Below are 22,264 nucleotides of genomic sequence, written 5' to 3'. Positions count from 1 at the left end.
ACGATGGAGGAAAGAAGATTAACATGTATCGGCTGTCCGATGGGCTGTCCTCTTGTCGTAACGATGGACGGCGGTGATGTCGTAAGCGTGACGGGAAATACCTGCAAGCGCGGCGAGATCTATGGACGGAAAGAAGTGACAAACCCGACAAGGATCGTGACTTCCACAGTGCGGGTATCCGGCGGAAGTATCGACATGGTGTCGGTGAAGACGAAGGAAGATATTCCGAAGGGAAAGATCTTTGACTGTGTGAAAGCGTTAAAGACAGTCGAGGTTGCTGCCCCGGTGCATATCGGGGATGTGATCATGAAGGACGTTGCCGGAACGGGAGTTGATGTTGTGGCGACGAAGAATGTGGTGTAAGAGAAAATAAAGGTCAGTAAATGCAAGAAATATAGGTGATGATTAGGGTGCTGTCCGCTTACCGTTTCTGAGTAGAATGGGAGGCGGGCAGTGCCTTTTTATTTGGGAAATTGCAACAAAGCTGCATGCGTCAAAATTTCCTGAAATATGTATCTGGGTGTGCTGCTTGTGAAAATCAGAACATCCGTCCTGAATCTGTTTTTAGTGGATCCAGGACGGATATGTTACTTGCAAAACATATATTTTTAGTTGAATTTAAAGATCGCAGCCCCGTATGCCGGCAGCGGATACGCAAAGGAGTATGGCTGGCCATCGCACTCGCGCTTCTTGGAGCGGGCGGAGAACGCATGCTCGCCGCGCTTGTAGAGCCCATGCCCGGAATCCAGAATCAGGGAGTAGGTTCCGGATTTCGGAACGCCTACCCGGTAATCATCACGGGCAACAGGCGTGAAGTTGATGACAAATAAGAGGTTCTTTTTGCCCGTCTCGTCACGGCGGATAAAGCTGAAGATGCTGCGGTCACCGTCGTTGGCGTTGATCCACTGGAAACCGTTCCAGTCGGAATCCAGCTGCCACAGTGCCGGATATTTCTGGTATACATGCAGCAGGTCGCTGTAATATTTCTGCAGGTCTTTGTGAAGAGGCTCGTCGGCGAGATACCAGTCGAGGGAAACTTTCTCATCCCACTCATGATACTGACCGAAATCCTGGCCCATAAACAGGAGCTTCTTTCCCGGATGCCCCATCATGAAGGTGTATCCGGCTTTCAGGTTCGCAAACTTGTCGCCATTTAAGCCCGGCATTTTGTTGATCATAGAACACTTCAGGTGAACGACCTCGTCGTGGGACAGCGTCAGGATATAATTCTCACTGGTGGCGTAGGTGATGCCGAATGTCATCTTATTGTGGTTGAATTTTCTGAAATATGGATCCAGTTTCATGTACTCCAGGAAATCATGCATCCAGCCCATGTTCCACTTGAAGGTGAAGCCGAGACCTCCCTCTTCCGGCGGTTTTGTGACACCCGGCCATGCGGTGGACTCCTCGGCGATCATCATGGCACCGGTGAGATGCCCGGTGAGTACGCTGTTTAAGTGGCGGAAGAACTCGATAGCCTCGAGGTTCTTGTTTTCACCGTACTTATTCGGAACCCAGTTTCCGTCGCTGCGGCCGTAATCCAGATACAGCATGGACGCAACGGCATCTACGCGGAGACCGTCAACGTGGAAGTTCTCTACCCAGTAGAGGGCGTTAGCGATCAAGAAGTTTTTGACCTCATTTTTGCTGTAATCGAAGACCTTTGTGCCCCAGTCCGGGTGCTCGCCCTTTCGCGGATCTGCGTATTCATAGAGCGGCTGACCGTCGAAGTCGGCAAGTCCGTGGGCATCCTTCGGGAAGTGGGCCGGAACCCAGTCAAGGATGATACCGATCCCTTTTTTGTGGAGGTAGTTCACAAAGTACATGAACTCTTTTGGAGTGCCGTAACGGGAAGTCGGCGCGTAGTAGCCGGTAACCTGATAGCCCCAGGAACCGTCGTATGGATGTTCCGCAATTCCCATGAGTTCTACGTGGGTGTAGCCCATCTTCTTTACATAATCAGCCAGCTCGTGGGCAGCTTCCATATATGTATAGTAACCTTCCTTCTGTGGACGGTCTTTCTTGCGCCAGGAACCGAGATGGACCTCGTAGATTGCCATCGGGGATTTCACAGGATCAGCTTTTTTTCTTGTCTCCATCCAGGCTGCGTCATCCCATTTGAAGCCGTTAATGTCTTCTGTGATAGAAGCGGTTCCCGGACGGAATTCCGCATGGACCGCATACGGGTCAGCCTTGAACAGGATCATTCCCTCCTGTGTGGTGATCGCGAATTTATAGAGTTCTCCGAGACCGACGCCGGGAATAAACGCCTCGTAGATTCCGGAGTCAGCTAACGGGGACATCGGTGCGGCGTCCGGATCCCAGCCGTTGAAATCGCCCACAACACCGACGGCCTTTGCGTGGGGAGCCCAGACGGCAAAATACATTCCGGCTTTCCCCTTATAAGTCTTTGGATGTGCACCAAGTTTTTCGAAGATTTTATAATGGGTCCCCTGTCCGAAGAGATACCGGTCCAGTTCGGTGATGAAACCGAGACCGATCTCCTTTGTTTTGGCAGGAGCTGTGGTTTTCTTTGTTCTTGTCATCACTTAAACCTCCTGAAGTTTAAAGATCGCGCCGCCGTTTGCCGGGAGCGTGACGGAAAGTCTGCCGTTTTCGAGGGAGAATGGGATCTCTCCGGGCAGCAGGGATACAACATCTGAGGCTGCGCATGGCAGCGGGATCGAGATGGATGCCGGCTGTTCATCATTATTGACAGCGGAGATCACGGTTCCATGTTCCCCGGACCGGCTGAAAGCATACTGGCGGTTCGTGAGGAGAAGTTCCTTGTAGGAGCCGTTGTGAAACGCGTCATTTTCTGTGTGGATTTTTCCGAGTGCCGCGATGTGGGACGCGAGCTCCGGAGCTTTTCCAAGCATGTCAGACAGGTTGAGTGCCGGGCGAAGGACCTCATCGGATGTTCTGGAACGCTTTCCTTCAATTCCCCACTCGCTTCCATAATAGACAGAAGGAATTCCGGGGAGAGTGAAGAGAAGCTGGTACACCGGAAACAGGTTTGCCAGGTTGTTTAATTTACTTGCGATCCGGTCCTCGTCGTGGTTGTCCACAAAGGTGTAAAGCGATCTTCCCACCGCCTCCAGACGTCGCACATTGTGGGCAATCTCAAAGTAGTTGTGGTCATTGTGACCGGAGTAGAGCGCCTTGTGAAGCTCATAGTTTGTCACGGAATGCAACATTTCCGGGTTCACCCAGCGGTTATATTCGCCGTGGATCACCTCGCCCATGAGCCAGAAATCAGGTTTCATGGCGGAGGTCTTTTCCCGGAGCTCTTTCATGAACCCGAAATCCAGGACGTTCGCGCAGTCCAGGCGGATCCCGTCGATATTGAAGTTGTCGACCCAGAACTGGATCGAGTCAAACAGATACTGGCGGACCTCCGGGTTCCAGAGATTTAAGCAGGGGAGCTCGAAATGTCCCTGCCAGGCCTCGTAGCCGAATGGGTCACCCAAAGGGCTTCCCCAGCCGAAGTTTACGCCGCGGTACCAGTCCTTATACGGGGAAGCTTCCCGCTTTTCGCGGATATCCTGGAAAGCGAAAAACTCACGTCCGGTATGGTTGAAGACGCCGTCCACCACAACGCGGATTCCGTTTTCATGGCAGAGGCGCACAAAACGGGCAAAATCTTCGTTGGAACCAAGTCTGCGGTCCACGAGACGGAAATCTTTTGTATCGTAGCCGTGGGTGCAGGACTCAAAGAGCGGTCCGATGTAGATCGCGGAGCCATTTAAGTCGCTGATATGCGGGATCCAGGACTCAAGCTCCGTGAGCCGGTGGGCGGTCTCTGTGAGCGTGTTTGTTTTTTCTGCCCCCAAAAGTCCAAGGGGATAAATATGGTAAAAGACAGCCTGTTCGTACCAGGTATGCATGGTTATCAGACCTCCTGAAGCTCCCGTTTTTTCAGGCGGCGGAGAAGAAACTGATACCGGAGCTGCGCGGCGTTCAGCTCATAGATATAGCAGTCGACTAAGGTCGGGTCAACGACCTGTTCGAACTGGTTCTGGGCGGATAAGATCGCCGTTTTGCTGAGCTCGATCTGGCGCTTCAGTTCATTTGTTTCCCGGCGGTAAGCCTGTTTGGAAGCATTTTTTTTCGAAAAAAACATAAATATCATACCCCAATTCCTTTACGGATAGTGCCAACAGCAGTCTGTTTCAGGCGGCCGAAGGCTGTTTTGCCGAATTTTGTTCACAGATAGGCTTTGCCGGATCGCGGCGCGTCTGTCTGTGGAGAAAACCAGAAGTTTCTGTAATTGGTAGTATGAGGATCATTCACCCGGAATATTCAGGATTCCGGATATTTTTCAAGCTCTTCTTTCAGACGACCGAGCTTGTCGATGGCGCTTTTGTTTGTGAGATAATAATAATTGCACACGCCTTTTCTTAAAACATCGATCAGGCCGGTATCTTTTAAAATCTTTAAATGGTGAGAAACAGCTGGACGGGAGAGACTTGTCCGGTCCGTGATCTCGTTGACATTTAAGCCGGGGATCCGTCCTTCACCAGTGGTCTGTGTCTCAAAGAGACACTGCAGGATCGTCAGTCTTGTTCGGTCACCGAGCGCAATAAATAAAGGAATGCACTCTTCAAAGATATCGCCCAGAAGATTTTCTGAGATCATGAATTCTCTCCTTTCCGGAATGTTTTGGTTTAAAAATTTAAACTTAATTGCATTTTACCATTTTTCCTGAATTGCGTCAATGAATTGTTCAACATTTCTGGAAAATGATGGGTGACATAATATTTTTTGGTAAAATTTGACGAAAAATGGCACCTTGATTTTACGAAACTGAAATTGACTTTCGGCCAAAATTCAGAGATAATAGGGGCACATTCAGAAATGAGTTCTTCATTTCTAGATAGCAGATGTATGACCGGCAGCTTCGCCGGATGCCCGGATTCAGGGCATGAAATCCGTTTAACGTATTGATTTTTGAATTGCAGTAACTGGGAAAAGGCTCTTTTTTGATCCTTTCGGGAGAATTCTGTTCTCCGGGGAAGGTGATTGGAAAAGATGGCTGTGCGGGAGGTGATCTTATCGTGGTATTGTTTGCAGTTTTGCTGTCCGCAGCGGTGACAGACTGAAAGAAAGGAAAGATCTTTCACATTCAGATCATAGCAGGGATCGCGGCTGGAATAGTCCTTGCTTTTGTAGAAAGCAACAAGTCGTCGGGGGCGCAGCCTTTGGTGACTCTGGCGTTTATCGAGGTTGGATCATTTATCCTGCGGTTTGTGGGGACATGCGCGGTCTTTTACCCGTTTTTCCTGTGCCGGACCATCGGCGCGGGGGATATCAAGCTTATGGGAGTAGTCACTGGATTTCTGGGAGTCTGGGATGGCGTGCTTGTAATTGGTCTTGGAATGGTCTTTGCTGCTGTAGCGGCGTCTTACCGGATGATCAAACAGGGAACTTTCTGGTATCGCATGGAGCGGGCCGCCAGATTTGCGGTGGAGACGGGAATGAAAGGGCGGCTCACGGAATATCCGGGGTATTTTGAGAAAGAAGGTCTTTTACGGCTGGGGCCGTATCTGTTTGCGGGATACTGTCTGTTTATGCTGATCCAGTAAAGAGACGGGAACGCATATCTTACAGGACTGCGTAGCGGTCTGATCAAATGTATGCCGGAGTCTGATTCCGGCGGGGGAAAGGAAATGAGAAGACATGAAAAAGATGATGGCGGTTTATGACGCGGATACCAGGTATGCGGAACGGTTGTCTGATTATGTAAACCGAAAGGAAAAGGGAGTTTTTATTGCCCAGGTGTTTACTTCAAAGGAAAAGCTGGCAGAGTACGCAAAAAAGCATGAGATCGATGTCCTGCTCTCGGGGGAACGGACGGATTCCGGGGATATTTCCGGAATCCCGTCGGCCCAGAAGATCTATATGTCTGAGGAGACAGAGAAGCAGATGGATTCTGGAAAAGAGATCTATAAGTTCCAATCCGGGGACGATATTATCCGGGAGGTGATGGCTGTCTACAGTGAGATTCCGGGAATCCGGCCCAATACTGCCGGAGCTACTGACCAGTCCAGGCGGATCATCGGTGTCTACTCGCCCATCGGAAGATGCGGGAAGACATGTCTGGCGTTAGCAATCGGACAGATCCTTGCTAAGGAGGAGAAGGTCCTGTTTGTGACACTGGATACCTTTACAGGATTTACAGGACTCTTAAATGAGCGGTGGAAACGGGATCTTTCAGACCTCATCTACTACTATAAACAGGACCGTTTTCATGTGGTCCGGCTGAATTCCATCGTCTATTATCTGGGGGACATGGCGTGGATCCCGCCGATCCGCATTCCACAGGACTATACGCAGCTGTCGGTGCAGGAGATGGCGGATCTTTTGGAACGGATCCTGCAGGAAGGAAATTATACGACGCTGGTTCTCGATGTGGGGGATTACGGGCGGGATGCGCTGCCGTTACTGGAAAAATGCCAGGTGATCTACACGCCGATCCGGGAGGACCCGTTTTCTGCAGAAAAAATGCGGGAGTTTGAGGAATACCTGGAGGCAGTGGGAAACGGCGCGGTCATGGAAAAGATCCAGAAGATCCATGTGCCGATGGTGACCGGCGGGAGAAGAATGGAGCATTTTCCCCAGGAACTTCTGTGGGGGGATATGGGTGATTTTGTGAGGAGTCTGCTGAAAGGACAGAGGAACTTATGGGACAGCTGAAACAGATGCTGCGGGCGCAGATCCTGGCAGAGATGACATATGACCGGCAGATGTCGGACGAGGAGATCGCGGAGCTTATCGATCGGAGGATGGATGTCTGTATGGAGGAACAGCCGGAGGAATTCCCGCAGACACTTGGGGAGCGCCTAAAGCTTCACCGGGAACTCTTTGATTCGTTCAGACGTCTGGATATCCTGCAGGAGCTGGTGGACGATCCGAGGGTGACGGAGATCATGGTGAACGGGCCGGACCAGGTATTCGTAGAGACAGGGGGAAAGATCGGGCGGTGGGAAAAGTCTTTCGAATCCAGGGAGCAGTTGGAAGATCTGATCCAGCAGATCGTCAGCAGTGTGAACCGTATCGTCAACACGTCGATGCCGCTGGCGGACGCCAGGCTTTCAGACGGATCCCGAGTTCATGTGGTGTTGGAGCCGATAGCGTTAAACGGTCCGATTTTGACGATCCGGAAATTTCCGGAGCCAATGACGATGGAACGCCTTTTGGATTATGGAAGTATTTCCCCGGAAGCCGCGGACCTCTTAAAAACACTTGTAGCTGCGCGGTACAACATTTTCGTCAGCGGCGGAACCGGAGCGGGAAAAACGACCTTTTTGAATGCACTCTCAGAGTTTATCCCGCCCGGTGAGCGCGTGATCACGATCGAGGACGCAGCGGAGCTGCAGTTAAACCACATCGAAAACCTGGTGCGGATGGAGACGAGGGAAGCCAATGCGGAAGGTGCCGGGGCTATTGGGATCGGGGAGCTGATCCGGGCGGCCCTTCGTATGCGGCCGGACAGGTTGATTATCGGTGAAGTACGTGGAAAAGAGGCGCTGGACCTTTTACAGAGCCTCAACACAGGACATGACGGCGGCTTTTCCAGCGGACATGCCAACAGTGTGAAGGATATGCTGTCCAGGCTTGAGACTATGGTGCTGATGGCAGCTGATCTGCCGCTGGCGGCGATCCGGAGCCAGATCGCGTCGGCGGTGGACATTATGGTCCATGTGTCAAGAATGCGGGACAAGACGAGAAAAGTAACGGCGATCGAGGAGGTGGACAGATTTGAAAACGGCGAGATCATCCTCAATCCCCTGTTTACCTTCCGTGAAGCGGAAAAAGCAGGAGACGGTTTCGGAAATACAGGGAAAGTGGAAGGAAGTCTTGAGCAGATCGGAACGCTTAAGCACCGGGAAAAACTCAGACTTGCAGGGTATCGAGTATGAGACGTATACGCTGAGCCGAAGGGAGTGGGTGCTTTACGGGGCAGAAGGAATTCTTTTGGCAGCGGCGCTGGACTATGTGTTTTACCGGAGTTTTCTTTTGATTTTGCTTATTTTTCCGGCGGGGATCCTGTTTCCGCTGGCCTTAAAGAAAAAGCTGAAGCAGAGGCGGATGGAAAAACTGCGGGGAGAGTTTAAGGACGCGATCCTCGCAGTGGCATCAGGGCTGAATGCGGGGTATTCGGTGGAGAATGCGTTTGCGGTGAGCTTAAAGGAGATGGAGGAGATTCACGGGAGCGATTCCATGATCGCGAAGGAGATCCGGCTGATCCTGCGAAAGGTCCGGATGAATCTGACATTTGAGGATGCTTTGGGGGACTTTGCGGCGAGAAGCGGCCTGGACGATGTGAAAAATTTTGCGGACGTGTTTCTTGCGGCGAGAAAAAGCGGCGGAGAACTGATGCGGATCATCACCAGGACCGCAGAGATCATCGGGGAAAAGATCCGGATCCAGGAGGAGATCCTGACGGCAACGGCATCAAAACGCATGGAGCAAAGGATCATGAGTGGGATTCCCGTCTTGATCGTAATCTACATTGAGCTGACGTCACCGGGGTTCTTTGGGATTCTGTATACAACGCTGATCGGACGGATGCTGATGACGGTCTGCCTTGCAGTCTATCTCGCTTCATGCTGGCTGGCTGATTATTTCCTGGAGATCGAAGTATGAGAGAAAAAACGCGAAGAGGCAGGTTGAACGAGTACGGAAACGAGTATGGAAAGTATGCGGCATGTGTGCTCTCTGGTTTTGTGCTTTACGGGTTATCGGAGGCGGTAGGAGAAATAGGGGATCCTGTCCGTGACGGGGTTCTCGCCCGAAATGAGTATGGCGGCGGGGATCGGCAGTATGAGCTTCTGGTGGAAGGTCTGGAAAACGGGGAGGAACAGGTGAAAGTCACGGTTCCTGAGAGGAAAATGTCAGACGCGGAGGTTCAGAAAGAACTTCCGGGGATCATGGAGTACCTGAAGGGGGAGATATTAGGGGGAAATTCGTCTCTTTCGAAGGTACAGAGTGACCTGAACCTTACCAGGACCCTCGTAAAGTATGGACTTTCTGTTGAATGGGAGTCCGGGGACCCCGAGACCGTGAGCAATATGGGACTGATCGGATCTGAGATGCCTGAGAGCGGGAAAACGGTGACTCTGCGGGCAGGACTTATGAACGGATCTTCGGTTACCTGGGTGGAGATTCCTGTGACGGTGTTTCCAGAGACCGAGACGTTGAGAGAAACATTTTCCGCGTTTTTGGGGAAGCTTGCGGAGAAAGATCTGGAGACAGGACAGGTGGTGCTTCCAGAAACTTTTGACGGGAGAACTCTCCATTATCGGTCGGCAGATGGATGCGGAAACGGCGGACTGATCTTTCTGGGGATCGCTGCGGCGCTATGTCTATTCCTGAAGGAAAAGAGTGACGCAAAGGAAGCGAAAAAGCAGTGGGAAGACCGGATGATCCTGGACTATCCGGAGCTGCTGTCGGACTTTGTGGTCCTGACCGGGGCCGGTTATCCGGTCCGCCAGGCATGGAAAAAGCAGGTCGTGGATGCAGAGAGCAAAAATACAGTGCTTATCCATCCGGTATATCGGGAGATGAGAACTGCCTTGAACCAGATGGAGACCGGGACACCTGAGATCCGGGCATACGGGGAGTTTGGACGGCGGATCGGTCTGGGATGCTATATAAAATTTGCGTCCCTGCTCGGAAACAGTGTGAGTACGGGAGGAAAAGATCTGAGGCGGCTTCTCGAGGAGGAGATGGAGACGGCATTCCGTCAGAGAAAAGAACTTGCGCTCCGAAAAGGCGAGGAGGCGTCCACAAAGCTTCTGATCCCGATGTTTCTCATGCTGGGAGTTGTGATGGTCATGGTGGTGGCACCGGCATTTTTGTCACTGTAGAGACTGAAAAAAAGATCCTTTCTGTTTTAGCTGCATGGTGGAAAATGCCTGCGGCAGGAATGGGAAGATCCAGAAGGAATATGGGAGGTGTATGTATGCAGTTGAAGAAATTTCTTATGGAAGAAGATGGCGTTGGAGTTATTGAGGTCGTTCTGATCCTCGTAGGAATATTAACCCCTTATCATTGAGTGGGTATAAGGTGTATAGAGTTAAAATATGTAGATAAACAGAACTGAATATACAGCGAGAGGTGAAAGTGTGTATGAGGTCAAAGGGAAAAACAGCAGATGGGATTGTAGTGCTCAGATATTATAATGTACTGTTTTACTTATTTTTTAGAGCTGAAGTAGATGATTTTAAGAGACAATGCTTAGTAAACAGAATCGATGCGGGGGAATCCATACGGATGAAGCAAATACAGGATTGGTGCGACTGTCACCAGATTCCATTTACAACTAGATTTATATATAGAAAGGATTTCCCAGTAAAAGCAAACCTGTGGAATCTATATTCATATTGTAGATTTAGGGCTGAACTGTTAATGTTACATTTGACAGGGTCTTAAATTAGTAATACTTTTTAATATGAAAAACATCTGAAAATAATTTGTTGAAAAATGTATTCAAAGCAGTAAAAGAATATTATAATGTGATTTAGAAATATTTTTGGAGGGCGGTATGGATACATTGAGATGGTTACATTTATCAGATGTACATTTTTCTGATGGTGAAAGTTATGAAATTAAGAGAATGAGAGACAGCATCATTGATAAAATGAAAGAAGTGTTCGAAAAAAATAAAGTGGATTTTGTTGTGCTTTCGGGAGATTTGGCGTATCAAGGTGGTGGATACGATGCAAATTTGAAAAAATTTATTGAATCTTTAGTAGATGTTTCTGGTGTAAGTATTGATGAATTGTTTATAGTGCCAGGAAATCATGATTTAAAAAGAACCCAGATGAGAAGTGTTTTGTTAAATGGGATGAGAACAGAGCAGTTTAAATTCGAAAAAGAAACAATAGAACAGTTACAAAAAGATTTCAAAAAATATATGACGTTTTATAATAAAGTAAAGGGTGAAAACAGTAACTACATATATCGTCTCGTAAAAAAGGAAAAGTATAATATCTTTTTAATGAATACTGCATTTACAGCAGGAACAGATGAAGATGATGGAAAACTAATTTTGGAAATAGATTCATTTTATAATGAAATAAAGCAGCTTAAAGATCAAGAGAATTGTATTAACATAGCGATTGGCCATCATCCTATTTCGTGTTTTATGAATGGTATTCAGAAAAAGATATGGAATAATTTTAATGATTTTAATATTGATTTTTATTTGTGTGGTCATTTGCACAAGGGAGCATATGATTATGACTTAAGTGGAGGTAGGACAATTCCAACATATCAGTGTGGAAGCGGTAGAGTAGATAATTATGCAACAGTTACATTTATAATAGGCGAATTAGATATGGATACTAAAAAAGGAAAGTTAATATCCTATAAATGGCTCAAAGATGAAGAATGCTGGGCGATTGGAGGAATAGATGGTCGGAGAGCGGTTCCTGGTGAAATGGAAATTAATCTTGATAGGTTTAAACAGGATTCAAATGTATATGTAGAGGATGAAGATTTAGATGAAGATGAGTTTCGAAGATTTATGATGAAATTTCATGAGAAATTGAAGCATAGCGGAATGGAAGATATTAATATAGACCCGAAAGATGTATTTGAAAAATTTTCAAATATGAAATGTAATAAAAGTGTTGAGAAACAATATCATTCCTTATGCAGATATTTTCCTGTAATTGATGAGATTATGGAAAGTACACTTTTGACACAAATAGAACGTGAAAGTATTCCTAATATAGTCATTTCTGAATATAACAAAGTGTGGAAAAAGGCTATAGATGGAAATGAAATAATAGAACTAATTGTAGAAAATATATTTCAGATCTATAAAGATGAATTAAATTATTCTAATACAAAATTAAAGACATATTTTAAAATATTAGTATACTGGTCAATTTATGAATGTGATATTTTTAATGATTCAATTCAGGAGGAATAATGGACTATTTTAAAATTAATAAATATTCATCAATAGAAGAAAATATTTTGTATATTTCTAAGAATATTATTGAGCTGCTAAAGGGTAGCGAAAAAGAGTTTGGTAAGATAGTAGAGTTATATGAAAAAAAGTTCTTTACAGAAATGAGTGTAAATATTGAAACAAGTATTTACTTAGCGATACTTTTTCTTTTTGGGATAGGTAAAATTGACATTGAAAATAAAAAAATCAAATTGGTGGTGGAATGATATGATTTTGAAAGAACTTTATGTTATTTCATTAAAAGAAAAAGAGATTATTAGAAAATACGTATTTAATACGTCCGGATTGAATGTAATATTAGGTGTCGCAAAAAAAGATTCTAATGGTGTAGGAAAAACGGCAATGGTTGATGCTATTCGAATGCTGTTAGGAGCGAAAATGCCAGAGGATTTTCAACACAAAGAAGAACTGGCCCAAAGAGATATTTTATTAGTGCTAAAAATTGAAGTTAATGGTAAGGTACTATATTTGGCAAGGCAAATAATCGATGACGAGAATGGGTACATTTCCGAAAATGTAGCATTGGATTTAAAGGGATGGAATATGTATGATCTGGAAAGTTATCGTATAAAAGTACAAGATTATGTTTTTGGCAATTTAAATTACGAAGAGGCTCCCTCACTTCAGACAATACGAGAATATCTGATTCGAGATGAAAAGCAAGGGTTTAGTGATATTACCTTAAGTAAACGTAAGGCTATTAAGAACAGTCAATGTTTAGATTTTTTATCACTATTACCAATCTATTATGAGACGGAAATAAATAAGCTGAAAAATGAACAGGCTTCATTACAAACAGAAATTAAAATTATAAAAACATTAGCCAAAGACATTACTAAGTTAAAAAGTGACAAAATTAAATTAGAATCAGAAATAAATAGAATGAAAAATATGTTAGATTCTGTCAATGTAAGTGATAAGATTGATTATGATGAAGAAAAATATATTTTAGCAAAAAAAGAATTAAAAAAAGTAGAATCACAAATTTTTAAGAAAGAATACAGTAAAAAACAGTTCGAGCAAAATGTTGAGGGTTTGGAACAGCGACACCAAAAAATGTGTGAATTAGTAAATTTGCAGATATATTATGAGCAGATATTGAAATATTTTCCGGAAGAGTTGAAGAAAAACTATGAAGAGATGGAAATGTTTTTTTCTTATATGCTTGAAAATAGAGGGGATTATTTTAAAAATCGGATAGAAAAGCTTGAAGGAGAACTTGAAAAATTACAAAATGAAAAAAAAGGTTTGCAAAAAATAATTTCGGAGAGCACCAAAATATTTCAGAACACACAGCTAGTGGATGATATACATAATATTAATGAACAATTAAATGTAGAATACCAAAAACTAGCAGATATTAAAATGAAAATTGATAAGTATAATGAGATCAATAAATTGACAAAAGAATTAAATGCAAAAGGAAAGGAGATATTAGAAAAAACATTTGAATATGAGAAGGATTATAATCAGTACGAAGATAATATAATAAATATTGAAACCCATTTTAAAACATTGACTGAAACGGCTTATGATGAATCTGGTGATTTAACTTATAATTATGAGAATGATGTTAAAAAAAGCTCTGCTACGGGTAGAGTGAAAATTACATGTCAGATTGCAGATGAAAACTCACATGGACGTTTGTATATGAAAATTAATATGTTCGATTTAGCTCTTTTCTTGAATAGAATAGATTTAAATGCGGGATGTCAATTTCTTATACATGATGGTTCTTATTGTAAACCAAATCCAGACGCTAAAGCAAAAGTAATAAAATATGTAGATGAGTATTTAAAAAGAAAGGGTACAGGTCAATATTTTATTACAATAAACAAATCAGAACTAGATGAAAAGGATTTAGAATTTTTGAAGAGCCAAGGAACGGTTGTTGCTGAATTCGACAGGGAGTATAAAGATACACATAGATTCTTTGGTTTTAAATATTAAATATTATATCAAGGAAGTCAGTGCTTACAATTATGTAATCACTGACTTTAAAGTTTTTGTAGAGATTTTGGAGGAGCTTATATACTTGAAAGTAGAATAAAGTGGACAGTTAACATATGGCTGATGGGGAAGGAGGGGTATTTTTAAGAGAATGCCATAGATTTGTGATTTTGTAGCTGAAATTATAGTAGGAACTTAAAAGGCAATCATGCTTTATTTAGCAAAGTGTGATTGTCTTTTTGGTGTTTAAAAACAGGTGAAAATAAAGGAGGAATACAATGATTCGATTTATGAGTGATACAACTTATGCTGGAGTGGAGCAGGAAATGCAGCACATACCGGGATTTCGTCCAAGAAGAAGCGGAATGGTTATCAGTCACCTTTCTGGTTGTCTAGAAAATCAGCGCAGCCTGTGTGAAAGCCATGTGACCGATTGTGTCCCGTTTTATGAGCTTCTGGAGGTGTTGGCAGAGGAAGTGGCTGTCAGCACCTTTGTAAACCGCGTGTGTCGTCTGACAGGGAGAAGAAATCCGTGCTTTTTTCAAAACGGTCATAGAGAACGGTTTCTGGCTATGGGAGAGAAGTGCAGCAGAGCCATTGAAGAAGCAGCGACCTGTTCTGCGGTTTATCTTCTTTCCGCAGATCGATTTTTGTGGAGCAGAGCATTAGAGGTGATTGACCAGGAGGGAATTCATTTTGCCAGAATCCATATCCATGGTGTTGATTTGGATGGCTATGTCTTGTTTCATATGGCAAGGGACCTATATCAGGGAAGCAGGCATATCCGTTTATCAGAACTTATAGATCCAGATCTGGTCAGCGACCGGGCATTTGAATGGATTATGACGGCCTGTGTGATTCGTAGGCATGGAAGCAGATTTTTACGAGAGGAGGAAAGAAGGATTGACAGGAGCAGAATTGGACAGCAGCAGTGAAAAAACAACAGAGCGTTCTGTGCTTCGGCTTTTTAGCCCTTTGACAGCTATCATATATGCAAAGGATGACTGGATAGAGTTGGAGGAATGCAGTGAGGAGGTATTTCCAGCTGAGTTGTGCAGCTATGAGACGGAAATTCTGGAACAGATTGCAAAGGAGTGCCTTCCGGAAGAAGGAGACAGAGGACTGGCGGTTTATTTGGATATTCCAGAATTAGAAGAAAAGATTTATAGCATGAAGCCTACTGTGGAAGTCTGGCAGGGGGAATTGTGGGGAGTGCTGGAAGTAGAAAGCTATAACCAGCTTTCTGAAAGAGAGATTGAAGCAGTGAAGGAGTACTGGGAAGGGCAGGAAAGCGATGGATGGGGAGAGGGGTTTGAACAGAGGGAAATCAAAATTTCAGAGGGAGAACTGTATGTCAGTTTTTGGAACAGTGGAGATGAATTCTTTCTGGTTACAGAAGAAGGTTTGAAAGGAGAAGAGCAGGAACCTGACATTCAGAAAGGAGGGATTGTTTTTGGAGCATTATGATAGAGAATTTTATATCTTTCGATAGTTTAATACCATGGAAGGAGAGCTGTATTTTTTGAATAGTATGCAAGGAAGGTACTCGTCTGACGGCTTATGAGATGGAAAACGATATGAATAAGGTGTAGAGGAGAATAGAAAATGACTTATGAAGAGTTTTTGAGATTAACGAAAGAGAATTTAAAACGATTTTTTCCGGACTCTTTTCAGGAGAGAAAAGTGGAAATCAAGGAGGTGTTAAAGAATAACAATATCAAATTACAGGGAGTATATCTGTCAGGTAGTCCAAGCTACACCTCCATCCCGCTTTTATATCTGGAATCCTATTATCAGGAGCTTGAGAACGGAAAGAAGCTTGAAGATGTGTGGCGGACCATCGCTCGGGATTATCAGAAGTGTCAGGAAACGGCAATAACCATAGATGGCATTTCCAGTAAAGAATGGGATTATGAAACCATAAAGAAGGGGCTGACCGTCTATGTCCGAAATGCACAGGAAAATGTTGATTTTCTTGCAGATTGTCCTCATGAAATATGTGAGGATCTGGCACTGGTTTATGGATTTCATGTTTTGGTGGACGGAGAAAAGGACGGAAGTGCCATTATCAATTATGACAGGCTGAAGTGGCTGGGAGTCAGCGAGGAGCAATTAAAGCAGGATGCCTGGGAAAACATGAAGCAGAGCAATCCTCCTTGTTTTTTGGATTTACAGGATATGTTGGCAAAAATGTGTTTTGACGAATCGGGAGATGTAAAGGCCGGTAGTTTGGAACATTTAGAGGATGTGGATCCCAATGCAATGATGTATGTTTTGACGAATTCAAATCAGGTCAATGGGGCGGTTTATATGTGTGATGAAGAAGTAATGTCTCTTATTGCAGAAAAGCTGGGATCAGATTTAATCGTGATTCCGTCATCGATTCATGAAACGATTATTCTAAAAGAAACAGAGAATATGAGCGTAAGAGAACTGAATGCGATGGTAGAGGCAGTAAATGCGGAAGCCGTGGATCCACAGGAAAGGCTGGGGAATTTTGTTTACCGATTTGATAGGGAGGCCCAAAGACTGGAAAAAGCAGTAGAACAGGCAGAGGAGCTGGATTTTGAACCTGGGATGTCACCGGTATTTGCGTAGGACTCAGTTATATGTTTCATGAGTATTGTGGATGTTAGGAGGGATGCAGAATCAACAGTTTTATTTCATGGGTTGGCGGAAAGAAAGCACTCCGCAGCCTGATTTACACAATGTTTCCGGCAAACTTTGATCGTTACATTGAAGTGTTTGGCGGAGGTGGTTGGGTACTGTTTGGAAAACCACCAGATGACCGGTGTATGGAGGTTTATAATGACTATAACTCAAATCTGGCAAACCTGTTTTATTGTGTTAAGAACCGCACGGGGGCATTCCTTAAGGAACTCGGATTTCTTCCGTTAAACAGTAGGGATGAATTTACAGTAATCCGTAAATTTATTGAAAAGCAGGAACCGGATACCCGATTTTTAATTGAGGAGTTGGAACTTGCAGAGAAGTATTTGCTGCCGCCGGATTATGAGGAAGTGAAAAAAATCCTGCTGGAAAATGCAGAGGTAACTGATGTAAAACGGGCGGCTGCATTTTTTAAATTGATCCGGTACAGCTATGGAAGTGGTTGTACATCCTATAGTTGCCGTCCGTTTGATGTGCGGAACTGCTTTGACACCATTTGGCAGGCATCTCGCAGGCTGGCAGATACCGTAATAGAAAATAAAGACTTTGAGGCACTGATTCGGCAGTATGACCGGGATAGTGCCTTTTTTTATTGCGATCCGCCCTATTATGAGACGGAAGGTCATTATGCAGTGGTATTCCGAAAAGAGGATCACAAACGGCTCCGAGACACTCTGACAGGGAGCAGGGGGAAGTGGATGGTCAGCTACAATGACTGCGATTTCATCCGGGAACTGTATGCAGGATATTTTATTACAGCCGTTACGCGCATCAATAACCTGGCTCAGAGGTATGAGGAAGGTTGTGAGTTTCCAGAGGTCATTATTACCAATTATGATCCTGGTGAGAGGGAGCGGTTAAAACCAAGACAGCTGGATCTATTTGGAATGTGGGGAGATGGAGAAACGGATCATTACGAAATCCGGGAAGAAATCTGTCCGGAAAGAGAGGTGCTATGAGAACAGAAAACAAGAGAAAAACAATGGTGCAAAAAAAGGAAAACGGTGTCCTTTCTGTGCCTAGTGAACTGTTACTGACGGCTGGGATTCCGCTTGATTGTGATTTGATGATAGAAACAGTCCCCGGAGTGATTCTGATTGGTATTGAGGCTCCGGTACAGACGGTTTGCAAACCCTATCTGAAGGTGTTCGATGAGCTGGGGATTGAACCCAATGAAGTGGAGGCATTGATGGGAAAGGAGAAAAGGACCAGATGAGTAAACCGATGTATCGTTTAGTGGATGGAAAGGGACGTGTCTTGATTCCAAAATCTATGAGGGAAGCGGCAAAGCTGGAGTATGGGGATATTGTTTGTCTGGGAATGGCGGGTGGAAAAATTACAGTCCGGAAGGTAGAGGTTATCGAGGTGGGAGATCAGTCTCCGGAGGCAGTGGAGGCATATGTCCGTACTGCATTTCAGTTTATGCCAGATAGTCTCCGACTGGATCTGATCGGAGAACTGAGTAGACTGCTGCAGAAAAAGGAGGGGTAAGATCATGCAGGAATTCACAGAAAAGGATTGTATGCAGACAGAAAAGGAGATATCTATCCAGAACCGGGTGGTGGTTCTTCCCTCAAAGGTATTACCAGAGCATTACACGGGGCAGCTTTTTTTCTGTACGAATATCCAGAAAACAGAAAATCCCAGACATTCCATTGCCCATTTGGTTTCTTTATCTACTGGGGAGGCATGGCACTGCTGGAACAGGGATGTGGTTGGTGTGCTGCTACCAGAACTGTTGGGGGAAAAGGAACGGCTCCAGCTCTCCCAGATCCGTCCATTTGGGGCGCTGGATTTACATGGACATTCCCCAGAATATTCTGGATACAGTTTTCTGCCGGATGGACGCTATGCGTCAGGGGTATGGCTGGCAAATCCAGAGGAAGTATGGAGCTATGTAATGATGCAGAAGGACTACCAGTATCGGATTTTGATCTGCGACAGGGATGATTTTGCCGTACTGGAAATGTTAGAGGGAAGGATGATCTTTCCTGATGTGCAGAGTCTGGAACAGTTTCAACAGGCACAGAAGGACGGGGGGATGGAGATGATTTAGAAATGAGGGAAGGGAAATGAAGCAGATTCAGATTGAAAATGGAGTGATCCGGTATTATGGGAACCGGGTAGGTCGTGTGACGGAAGGATGTGCAGTAGTGGATCCCATGTTTCAGAATGAAGCATTAGAAAGCTTCCTGCGTAAGCAGAGGAATATCCAAAAAATTCAGTGGCAGGACGGGATCTACGACCGGTTGGCAAATAGTCAGGAAGATATGGAATCGGCAAAGGGGTTAAAAGATGTACGCATCTGGCAACTGAGAGGAGATGTGGATGTGCATATGAAGTTCCTTGCACTTTCCCAGATGGAGCAGCAATATGGCTCCCCCAAGCCGGATTTTTATATCAAAGTCTATGAAGGGGCATCTGACACCAATGACCTGGAAGAACTCTATGATAAATTCCGGTATCATCCGCCGTCCGGTTATACAGGTCATGGGCTATCCATTAGTGATGTGCTGGAACTCTATGATGAAACAGGGAGTTCCTTTTTTTATGTGGATCGCTATGACTTTAAGAGAATTGATTTTACAGAGTCGCAACCGGCGGAGGAATTCATACACACCATGCAGTTTTAGCAGGCAGTTTTGGCTGCCTGTTTGACTGAAATAGATCCAGAAAGGAACGGTTTATGAGCAGAAAAAAACAAAGGAGGAAGAATCAGTATGCCAGATTTAGACGTTCGGATTACATCTATGTATCCACCAGGAGTACAGGGCGGGATCAGAGCCTATGCATCCGCCACAATCGCCGGGTGTTTTGCCGTCCGGGGAATCAAAATCGTCGAGGGAGGTAAGGATGGGCTTTTTATGTCTATGCCCAGTCGGAAAACACAGGATGGATACAAGGATATCTGTTTTCCTGTGACGGAGGAATTCCGCAACGAGCTGAAACAAGCGGTATTGGGAGCGTATGGAGAGGCACTGTCCATGGCACAGGCATCTACCTTACAGACAGCACCCCCTCAAAATCCAGGGCAGAACATGGTCTGATTTAAGGGGTACAGAGAACAAAAACAGAAAATCAATGGAGGAGATCAAATGAAGAATATTAAAAGACAGCTGGTAAATTATCGAAATGCAATGGTTATGCATATGTGGAACGTAAAAAACAAGCTTCAGGATACATCTGGTGAGGGATATGTGGACACAGTCATTAAGATCCTGATCGCAGTTGTGCTGGGAGCACTGCTTCTGGCAGGTCTTTATGCACTGTTTAATGATACCGTACTTCCTACACTGGTACGCAGGGTGCAGGAAATGTTTGATTATAGCGGTTGATATGGAGATCAGGATATCGCTGCTTCAGGCAGTACAGGCAGTGTTTTTTTTCTCGCTGCTTATTGCGGTTTCTGCCTGGGATCTTCGGTACCGGATTATTCCGGACCGATTCCAGGCAGGGATTGCCCTGCTTTCCTTTCTGAACTTTGCACCCAGACAGCTGTTTGGAGCTTTAGGGGCAGTGCCATACCTCATAGTTGCATTATTTTGCAAGAGGGAAGGTGGAATTGGCGGCGGTGATATCAAGCTGGCAGGAGCAACCGGCTTGGTACTGGGACTTCCTGCAAGCCTGACTGCTTCCTGTTTAGGACTGACAGGATTTGTGATGTATGGTTGTATGGTCTGCCTGTGGAATCGGTTCAAGGGAAAACGAGATAAAGAAGCATTTCCTGTGGGACCGTTTCTGGCAGGAGGAGCGGCAGCCGTTTATTGTATGAGATTAGGAGGATGGATGATATGAAGAAGAAATTATGGATCATGGTTTGTGTTGCAGTGCCGCTTACAATGATTGCGGCCATCATATACCACAACAGAAAATAGGTAGACAGCAGTCAGTGGAACACTGGTTAAAAAGGAACCAAAATAAGGAAAAGAGTTGGAGGAGATGAAATGCGATTTTTGAAAAACAGGACTGTACTTGGTGTGCTTTGCATCGTGCTGTCTTTAATCATCTGCTTTGCAGTTACACCATTGTTTAATAAGGCTATGAGTGAAAAGACGGAAATTGTACGTGTAGTAAAACCAATTTCAGTGGGAGAAGAAATTACTTCTGACATGGTAAAGACCATAGAGGTTGGCAGTTATAACCTGCCAGATGATGTAGTAAAACATTCGGATACTGTGGTTGGGGCATTTGCATCTGCAGATTTGGCGCCAGGAGATTACATCCTGACATCCAAGATTGCAGAAGAGCCGGCGGCAGAAAATGCCTATCTCTATCATCTGACAGGAGAAAAGCAGGCAATCTCTGTTACGGTTAAGGCATTTGCCAATGGATTGTCCGGAAAGCTAAAGAGCGGCGATATTGTGTCAGTTATAGCTCCAGATTATAGAAAGCAGGGAAAAACGGTAATTCCTGCGGAGCTTCAGTATGTGGAGGTCATTGCTGTGACTGCAAACAGCGGATATGATGCAAATACGGGAGAAGAACTGGAAGATGGAGCGGATCGTGAGCTGCCTGGAACCGTTACCTTGCTGGTAACGCCAGAGCAGTCAATGGTTCTGGCAGAGCTGGAGGCAGATGGAAAACTGCATTTGTCTCTGGTGTATCGTGGGGATGAAAAGAGTGCAGGGCAGTTTTTGGAAGCGCAAAACCAGATATTAACGGAACTGTATCCTCCAGAAGATATGGAAGGAGAAGCGGAAGAAAACGAGGCGCCGGATCATTCTGATAAGGAGCCAGAGGAAACCAAAGCAGAGGAGCAGGAGGAGTCCGAACAGGGCGAAACAGAGGAAAGCGAGGTGGAGTAAGCCTTGAATTTTCTGAAAAACAGTATTTTCAGCAGGGGAGCCGGGGACAGCTCTCCTGACTGGGAACCGGAAAATGAGAATCAAATGCTGGCAGTCTGGGGAAGTCCTGGATCTGGTAAAACCACGACAGCAGTGAAGCTGGCGGCGCGCCTTGCCATGCAGAAGAAGGATGTGGCTCTCCTTCTGTGTGATATGAATACACCGATGCTTCCCTGTATCTGTCCTCCTGGAGACCTGGAAGAGGAGCATTCTCTGGGGAGTGTTCTGGCAGCAACCCATGTGTCGGAATCGTTGGTACGCCATAACTGTATTACTCATAAAAAAATACGCCATCTAACAATCCTTGGAATGAGGAAGGGGGAAAATGAATACACATATCCACCTTACGAGCGGACACAGGCAGAGGAATTACTGCAGTGTTTAAGAAAGATCGCTCCCTATATCATCGTTGATTGTGGAAGCTGTATTGCCAATGACATTCTTTCGGCCATTGCCTTGATGGAGGCGGATGCAGTGCTGCGGCTGGTAAACTGTGATCTGAAATCCATCAGTTATCTTTCCAGTCAGCTTCCGCTTCTTAAGGACAGTCAGTGGGATGCAGAAAAGCAGTATAAAGTGGCGAGCAATGTATATCCCAATGAGGCCAGCGAACACATTGAACGGGTGCTCGGCAATGTGGCATTCCAGATCCCTCATTCCGAGGAAGTAAAGGCACAGGTTCTGGAAGGGAACCTTCTGAAAGAACTGGTACTAAAGGACAGTAAGGGGTTTAGAAAAAACATGGAAGCAATCACAAAGGAGGTGTTCGGATGTTAGGGGAAAGACGCAGCAAAGCCGCGTTTTCTGCGGGTTT

The 22,264-nt window shown here is 45.2% G+C and carries 26 protein-coding genes; 22 read left to right on the top strand and 4 right to left on the bottom strand.

The genetic code is table 11. The features are described 5' to 3' along the window. Positions 1-3: 3 nt before the first annotated feature. Positions 4-363, top strand: coding sequence for a DUF1667 domain-containing protein (locus DWY93_RS06355; protein ID WP_117471192.1), 360 nt, complete (start codon positions 4-6; stop codon positions 361-363). 245 nt (positions 364-608) lie between these two features. On the opposite strand, the gene glgB is transcribed toward DWY93_RS06355, so the two are convergent. The 4 genes from glgB to DWY93_RS06335 all read right to left on the bottom strand — a co-directional run bounded on the left by glgB (position 609) and on the right by DWY93_RS06335 (position 4,638). After that, positions 609-2,546, bottom strand: coding sequence for a 1,4-alpha-glucan branching protein GlgB (gene glgB / locus DWY93_RS06350; protein ID WP_117471193.1), 1,938 nt, complete (start codon positions 2,544-2,546; stop codon positions 609-611). A 3-nt stretch (positions 2,547-2,549) separates the two neighbouring features. Beyond that, positions 2,550-3,887, bottom strand: a complete 1,338-nt coding sequence (locus tag DWY93_RS06345) for an alpha-amylase family glycosyl hydrolase (RefSeq protein WP_117471194.1) — start codon at positions 3,885-3,887, stop codon at positions 2,550-2,552. 5 nt (positions 3,888-3,892) lie between these two features. After that, the gene (locus DWY93_RS06340; protein WP_117471201.1) at positions 3,893-4,123 is read right to left on the bottom strand and encodes a YaaL family protein; all 231 of its coding nucleotides are present in this window, start codon (positions 4,121-4,123) and stop codon (positions 3,893-3,895) included. A gap of 179 nt (positions 4,124-4,302) precedes the next feature. Then, positions 4,303-4,638 carry a metalloregulator ArsR/SmtB family transcription factor gene (locus DWY93_RS06335; protein WP_015552883.1) on the bottom strand — a complete coding sequence of 112 codons (336 nt, stop codon included), beginning with the start codon at positions 4,636-4,638 and terminating at the stop codon, positions 4,303-4,305. A 563-nt stretch (positions 4,639-5,201) separates the two neighbouring features. On the opposite strand from DWY93_RS06335, the gene DWY93_RS06330 reads away from it, so the two are divergent. The 21 genes from DWY93_RS06330 to DWY93_RS06225 all read left to right on the top strand — a co-directional run bounded on the left by DWY93_RS06330 (position 5,202) and on the right by DWY93_RS06225 (position 22,227). Next, positions 5,202-5,585, top strand: a complete 384-nt coding sequence (locus DWY93_RS06330; protein ID WP_117471195.1) for a hypothetical protein — start codon at positions 5,202-5,204, stop codon at positions 5,583-5,585. Positions 5,586-5,679: 94 nt separating this feature from the next. After that, entirely contained in the window at positions 5,680-6,696 is a 1,017-nt protein-coding gene (locus DWY93_RS06325) for a ParA family protein (RefSeq protein WP_117471196.1), read from the top strand. A gap of 50 nt (positions 6,697-6,746) precedes the next feature. Further along, positions 6,747-7,922 (top strand): CpaF family protein, encoded by a 1,176-nt coding sequence (locus tag DWY93_RS06320; RefSeq protein ID WP_117471202.1) that lies wholly within the window; start codon positions 6,747-6,749, stop codon positions 7,920-7,922. Continuing rightward, positions 7,903-8,649, top strand: a complete 747-nt coding sequence (locus tag DWY93_RS06315; protein ID WP_242990544.1) for a type II secretion system F family protein — start codon at positions 7,903-7,905, stop codon at positions 8,647-8,649. Before DWY93_RS06320 ends, DWY93_RS06315 begins: the two co-directional genes overlap by 20 nt. Next, positions 8,646-9,872 carry an immunoglobulin-like domain-containing protein gene (locus tag DWY93_RS06310; RefSeq protein ID WP_117471197.1) on the top strand — a complete coding sequence of 409 codons (1,227 nt, stop codon included), beginning with the start codon at positions 8,646-8,648 and terminating at the stop codon, positions 9,870-9,872. Before DWY93_RS06315 ends, DWY93_RS06310 begins: the two co-directional genes overlap by 4 nt. Before the next feature lie 677 nt (positions 9,873-10,549). Then, entirely contained in the window at positions 10,550-11,944 is a 1,395-nt protein-coding gene (locus DWY93_RS06300; protein ID WP_117472016.1) for a metallophosphoesterase, read from the top strand. Continuing rightward, entirely contained in the window at positions 11,944-12,192 is a 249-nt protein-coding gene (locus DWY93_RS06295) for a hypothetical protein (protein ID WP_117472014.1), read from the top strand. Before DWY93_RS06300 ends, DWY93_RS06295 begins: the two co-directional genes overlap by 1 nt. A 1-nt stretch (position 12,193) precedes the next feature. Continuing rightward, entirely contained in the window at positions 12,194-13,936 is a 1,743-nt protein-coding gene (locus tag DWY93_RS06290; RefSeq protein ID WP_117472011.1) for a DUF2326 domain-containing protein, read from the top strand. 572 nt (positions 13,937-14,508) lie between these two features. Beyond that, on the top strand, positions 14,509-14,871 hold the full coding sequence (locus DWY93_RS17420) for a hypothetical protein (RefSeq protein ID WP_242990543.1): 363 nt from the start codon (positions 14,509-14,511) through the stop codon (positions 14,869-14,871). Beyond that, positions 14,840-15,403: a hypothetical protein gene (locus tag DWY93_RS06280; RefSeq protein WP_117472007.1), complete on the top strand. Its 564-nt coding sequence runs from the start codon at positions 14,840-14,842 to the stop codon at positions 15,401-15,403. The genes DWY93_RS17420 and DWY93_RS06280 overlap by 32 nt, the downstream gene beginning before the upstream one ends. A 138-nt stretch (positions 15,404-15,541) precedes the next feature. Beyond that, positions 15,542-16,534, top strand: coding sequence for a DUF5688 family protein (locus tag DWY93_RS06275; RefSeq protein ID WP_117472005.1), 993 nt, complete (start codon positions 15,542-15,544; stop codon positions 16,532-16,534). A gap of 50 nt (positions 16,535-16,584) precedes the next feature. After that, on the top strand, positions 16,585-17,565 hold the full coding sequence (locus DWY93_RS06270) for a DNA adenine methylase (RefSeq protein ID WP_081034906.1): 981 nt from the start codon (positions 16,585-16,587) through the stop codon (positions 17,563-17,565). Then, positions 17,562-17,822: a hypothetical protein gene (locus DWY93_RS06265; protein ID WP_008400407.1), complete on the top strand. Its 261-nt coding sequence runs from the start codon at positions 17,562-17,564 to the stop codon at positions 17,820-17,822. The genes DWY93_RS06270 and DWY93_RS06265 overlap by 4 nt, the downstream gene beginning before the upstream one ends. Further along, positions 17,819-18,097: a hypothetical protein gene (locus tag DWY93_RS06260; protein WP_002593826.1), complete on the top strand. Its 279-nt coding sequence runs from the start codon at positions 17,819-17,821 to the stop codon at positions 18,095-18,097. The genes DWY93_RS06265 and DWY93_RS06260 overlap by 4 nt, the downstream gene beginning before the upstream one ends. Before the next feature lie 4 nt (positions 18,098-18,101). After that, on the top strand, positions 18,102-18,662 hold the full coding sequence (locus DWY93_RS06255; protein ID WP_055650597.1) for a hypothetical protein: 561 nt from the start codon (positions 18,102-18,104) through the stop codon (positions 18,660-18,662). A 16-nt stretch (positions 18,663-18,678) separates the two neighbouring features. Next, positions 18,679-19,239 carry a YodL domain-containing protein gene (locus tag DWY93_RS06250; protein WP_002593824.1) on the top strand — a complete coding sequence of 187 codons (561 nt, stop codon included), beginning with the start codon at positions 18,679-18,681 and terminating at the stop codon, positions 19,237-19,239. Positions 19,240-19,326: 87 nt separating this feature from the next. Beyond that, on the top strand, positions 19,327-19,653 hold the full coding sequence (locus DWY93_RS06245) for a SpoVG family protein (protein ID WP_002593823.1): 327 nt from the start codon (positions 19,327-19,329) through the stop codon (positions 19,651-19,653). A gap of 90 nt (positions 19,654-19,743) precedes the next feature. Next, positions 19,744-19,941 carry a DUF6133 family protein gene (locus tag DWY93_RS06240; RefSeq protein ID WP_347465781.1) on the top strand — a complete coding sequence of 66 codons (198 nt, stop codon included), beginning with the start codon at positions 19,744-19,746 and terminating at the stop codon, positions 19,939-19,941. Further along, entirely contained in the window at positions 19,925-20,401 is a 477-nt protein-coding gene (locus tag DWY93_RS06235; protein ID WP_242866159.1) for an A24 family peptidase, read from the top strand. The genes DWY93_RS06240 and DWY93_RS06235 overlap by 17 nt, the downstream gene beginning before the upstream one ends. Before the next feature lie 149 nt (positions 20,402-20,550). Further along, entirely contained in the window at positions 20,551-21,411 is an 861-nt protein-coding gene (gene cpaB, locus DWY93_RS06230) for a Flp pilus assembly protein CpaB (protein WP_117472002.1), read from the top strand. A gap of 3 nt (positions 21,412-21,414) precedes the next feature. Beyond that, a complete protein-coding gene (locus tag DWY93_RS06225; RefSeq protein ID WP_055650600.1) occupies positions 21,415-22,227 on the top strand; it encodes an AAA family ATPase in 813 nt (270 codons plus the stop codon). Positions 22,228-22,264: the final 37 nt, after the last annotated feature.

This window comes from Clostridium sp. AF28-12 (genome assembly GCF_003435225.1).
Lineage (GTDB): Bacteria > Bacillota > Clostridia > Lachnospirales > Lachnospiraceae > Pilosibacter > Pilosibacter fragilis.
The sequence above is the reverse complement of the archived record's forward strand: the minus strand, read 5'-3'. Positions and strand labels throughout refer to the sequence as shown.

Bases quoted from the DNA above. Each gene is read 5' to 3' on its own strand.
- DWY93_RS06320 (WP_117471202.1), top strand. From the start codon at position 6,747: ATGTCGGACGAGGAGATCGCGGAGCTTATCGATCGGAGGATGGATGTC.
- DWY93_RS06340 (WP_117471201.1), bottom strand. From the start codon at position 4,123: ATGTTTTTTTCGAAAAAAAATGCTTCCAAACAGGCTTACCGCCGGGAA.
- DWY93_RS06245 (WP_002593823.1), top strand. From the start codon at position 19,327: ATGCCAGATTTAGACGTTCGGATTACATCTATGTATCCACCAGGAGTA.
- DWY93_RS06240 (WP_347465781.1), top strand. From the start codon at position 19,744: ATGGTTATGCATATGTGGAACGTAAAAAACAAGCTTCAGGATACATCT.
- cpaB (WP_117472002.1), top strand. From the start codon at position 20,551: ATGCGATTTTTGAAAAACAGGACTGTACTTGGTGTGCTTTGCATCGTG.
- DWY93_RS06255 (WP_055650597.1), top strand. From the start codon at position 18,102: ATGCAGGAATTCACAGAAAAGGATTGTATGCAGACAGAAAAGGAGATA.
- DWY93_RS17420 (WP_242990543.1), top strand. From the start codon at position 14,509: ATGGGAGAGAAGTGCAGCAGAGCCATTGAAGAAGCAGCGACCTGTTCT.
- DWY93_RS06310 (WP_117471197.1), top strand. From the start codon at position 8,646: ATGAGAGAAAAAACGCGAAGAGGCAGGTTGAACGAGTACGGAAACGAG.
- DWY93_RS06295 (WP_117472014.1), top strand. From the start codon at position 11,944: ATGGACTATTTTAAAATTAATAAATATTCATCAATAGAAGAAAATATT.
- DWY93_RS06265 (WP_008400407.1), top strand. From the start codon at position 17,562: ATGAGAACAGAAAACAAGAGAAAAACAATGGTGCAAAAAAAGGAAAAC.
- DWY93_RS06290 (WP_117472011.1), top strand. From the start codon at position 12,194: ATGATTTTGAAAGAACTTTATGTTATTTCATTAAAAGAAAAAGAGATT.
- DWY93_RS06300 (WP_117472016.1), top strand. From the start codon at position 10,550: ATGGATACATTGAGATGGTTACATTTATCAGATGTACATTTTTCTGAT.
- DWY93_RS06275 (WP_117472005.1), top strand. From the start codon at position 15,542: ATGACTTATGAAGAGTTTTTGAGATTAACGAAAGAGAATTTAAAACGA.
- DWY93_RS06325 (WP_117471196.1), top strand. From the start codon at position 5,680: ATGAAAAAGATGATGGCGGTTTATGACGCGGATACCAGGTATGCGGAA.
- DWY93_RS06335 (WP_015552883.1), bottom strand. From the start codon at position 4,638: ATGATCTCAGAAAATCTTCTGGGCGATATCTTTGAAGAGTGCATTCCT.
- DWY93_RS06345 (WP_117471194.1), bottom strand. From the start codon at position 3,887: ATGCATACCTGGTACGAACAGGCTGTCTTTTACCATATTTATCCCCTT.
- DWY93_RS06260 (WP_002593826.1), top strand. From the start codon at position 17,819: ATGAGTAAACCGATGTATCGTTTAGTGGATGGAAAGGGACGTGTCTTG.
- glgB (WP_117471193.1), bottom strand. From the start codon at position 2,546: ATGACAAGAACAAAGAAAACCACAGCTCCTGCCAAAACAAAGGAGATC.
- DWY93_RS06355 (WP_117471192.1), top strand. From the start codon at position 4: ATGGAGGAAAGAAGATTAACATGTATCGGCTGTCCGATGGGCTGTCCT.
- DWY93_RS06250 (WP_002593824.1), top strand. From the start codon at position 18,679: ATGAAGCAGATTCAGATTGAAAATGGAGTGATCCGGTATTATGGGAAC.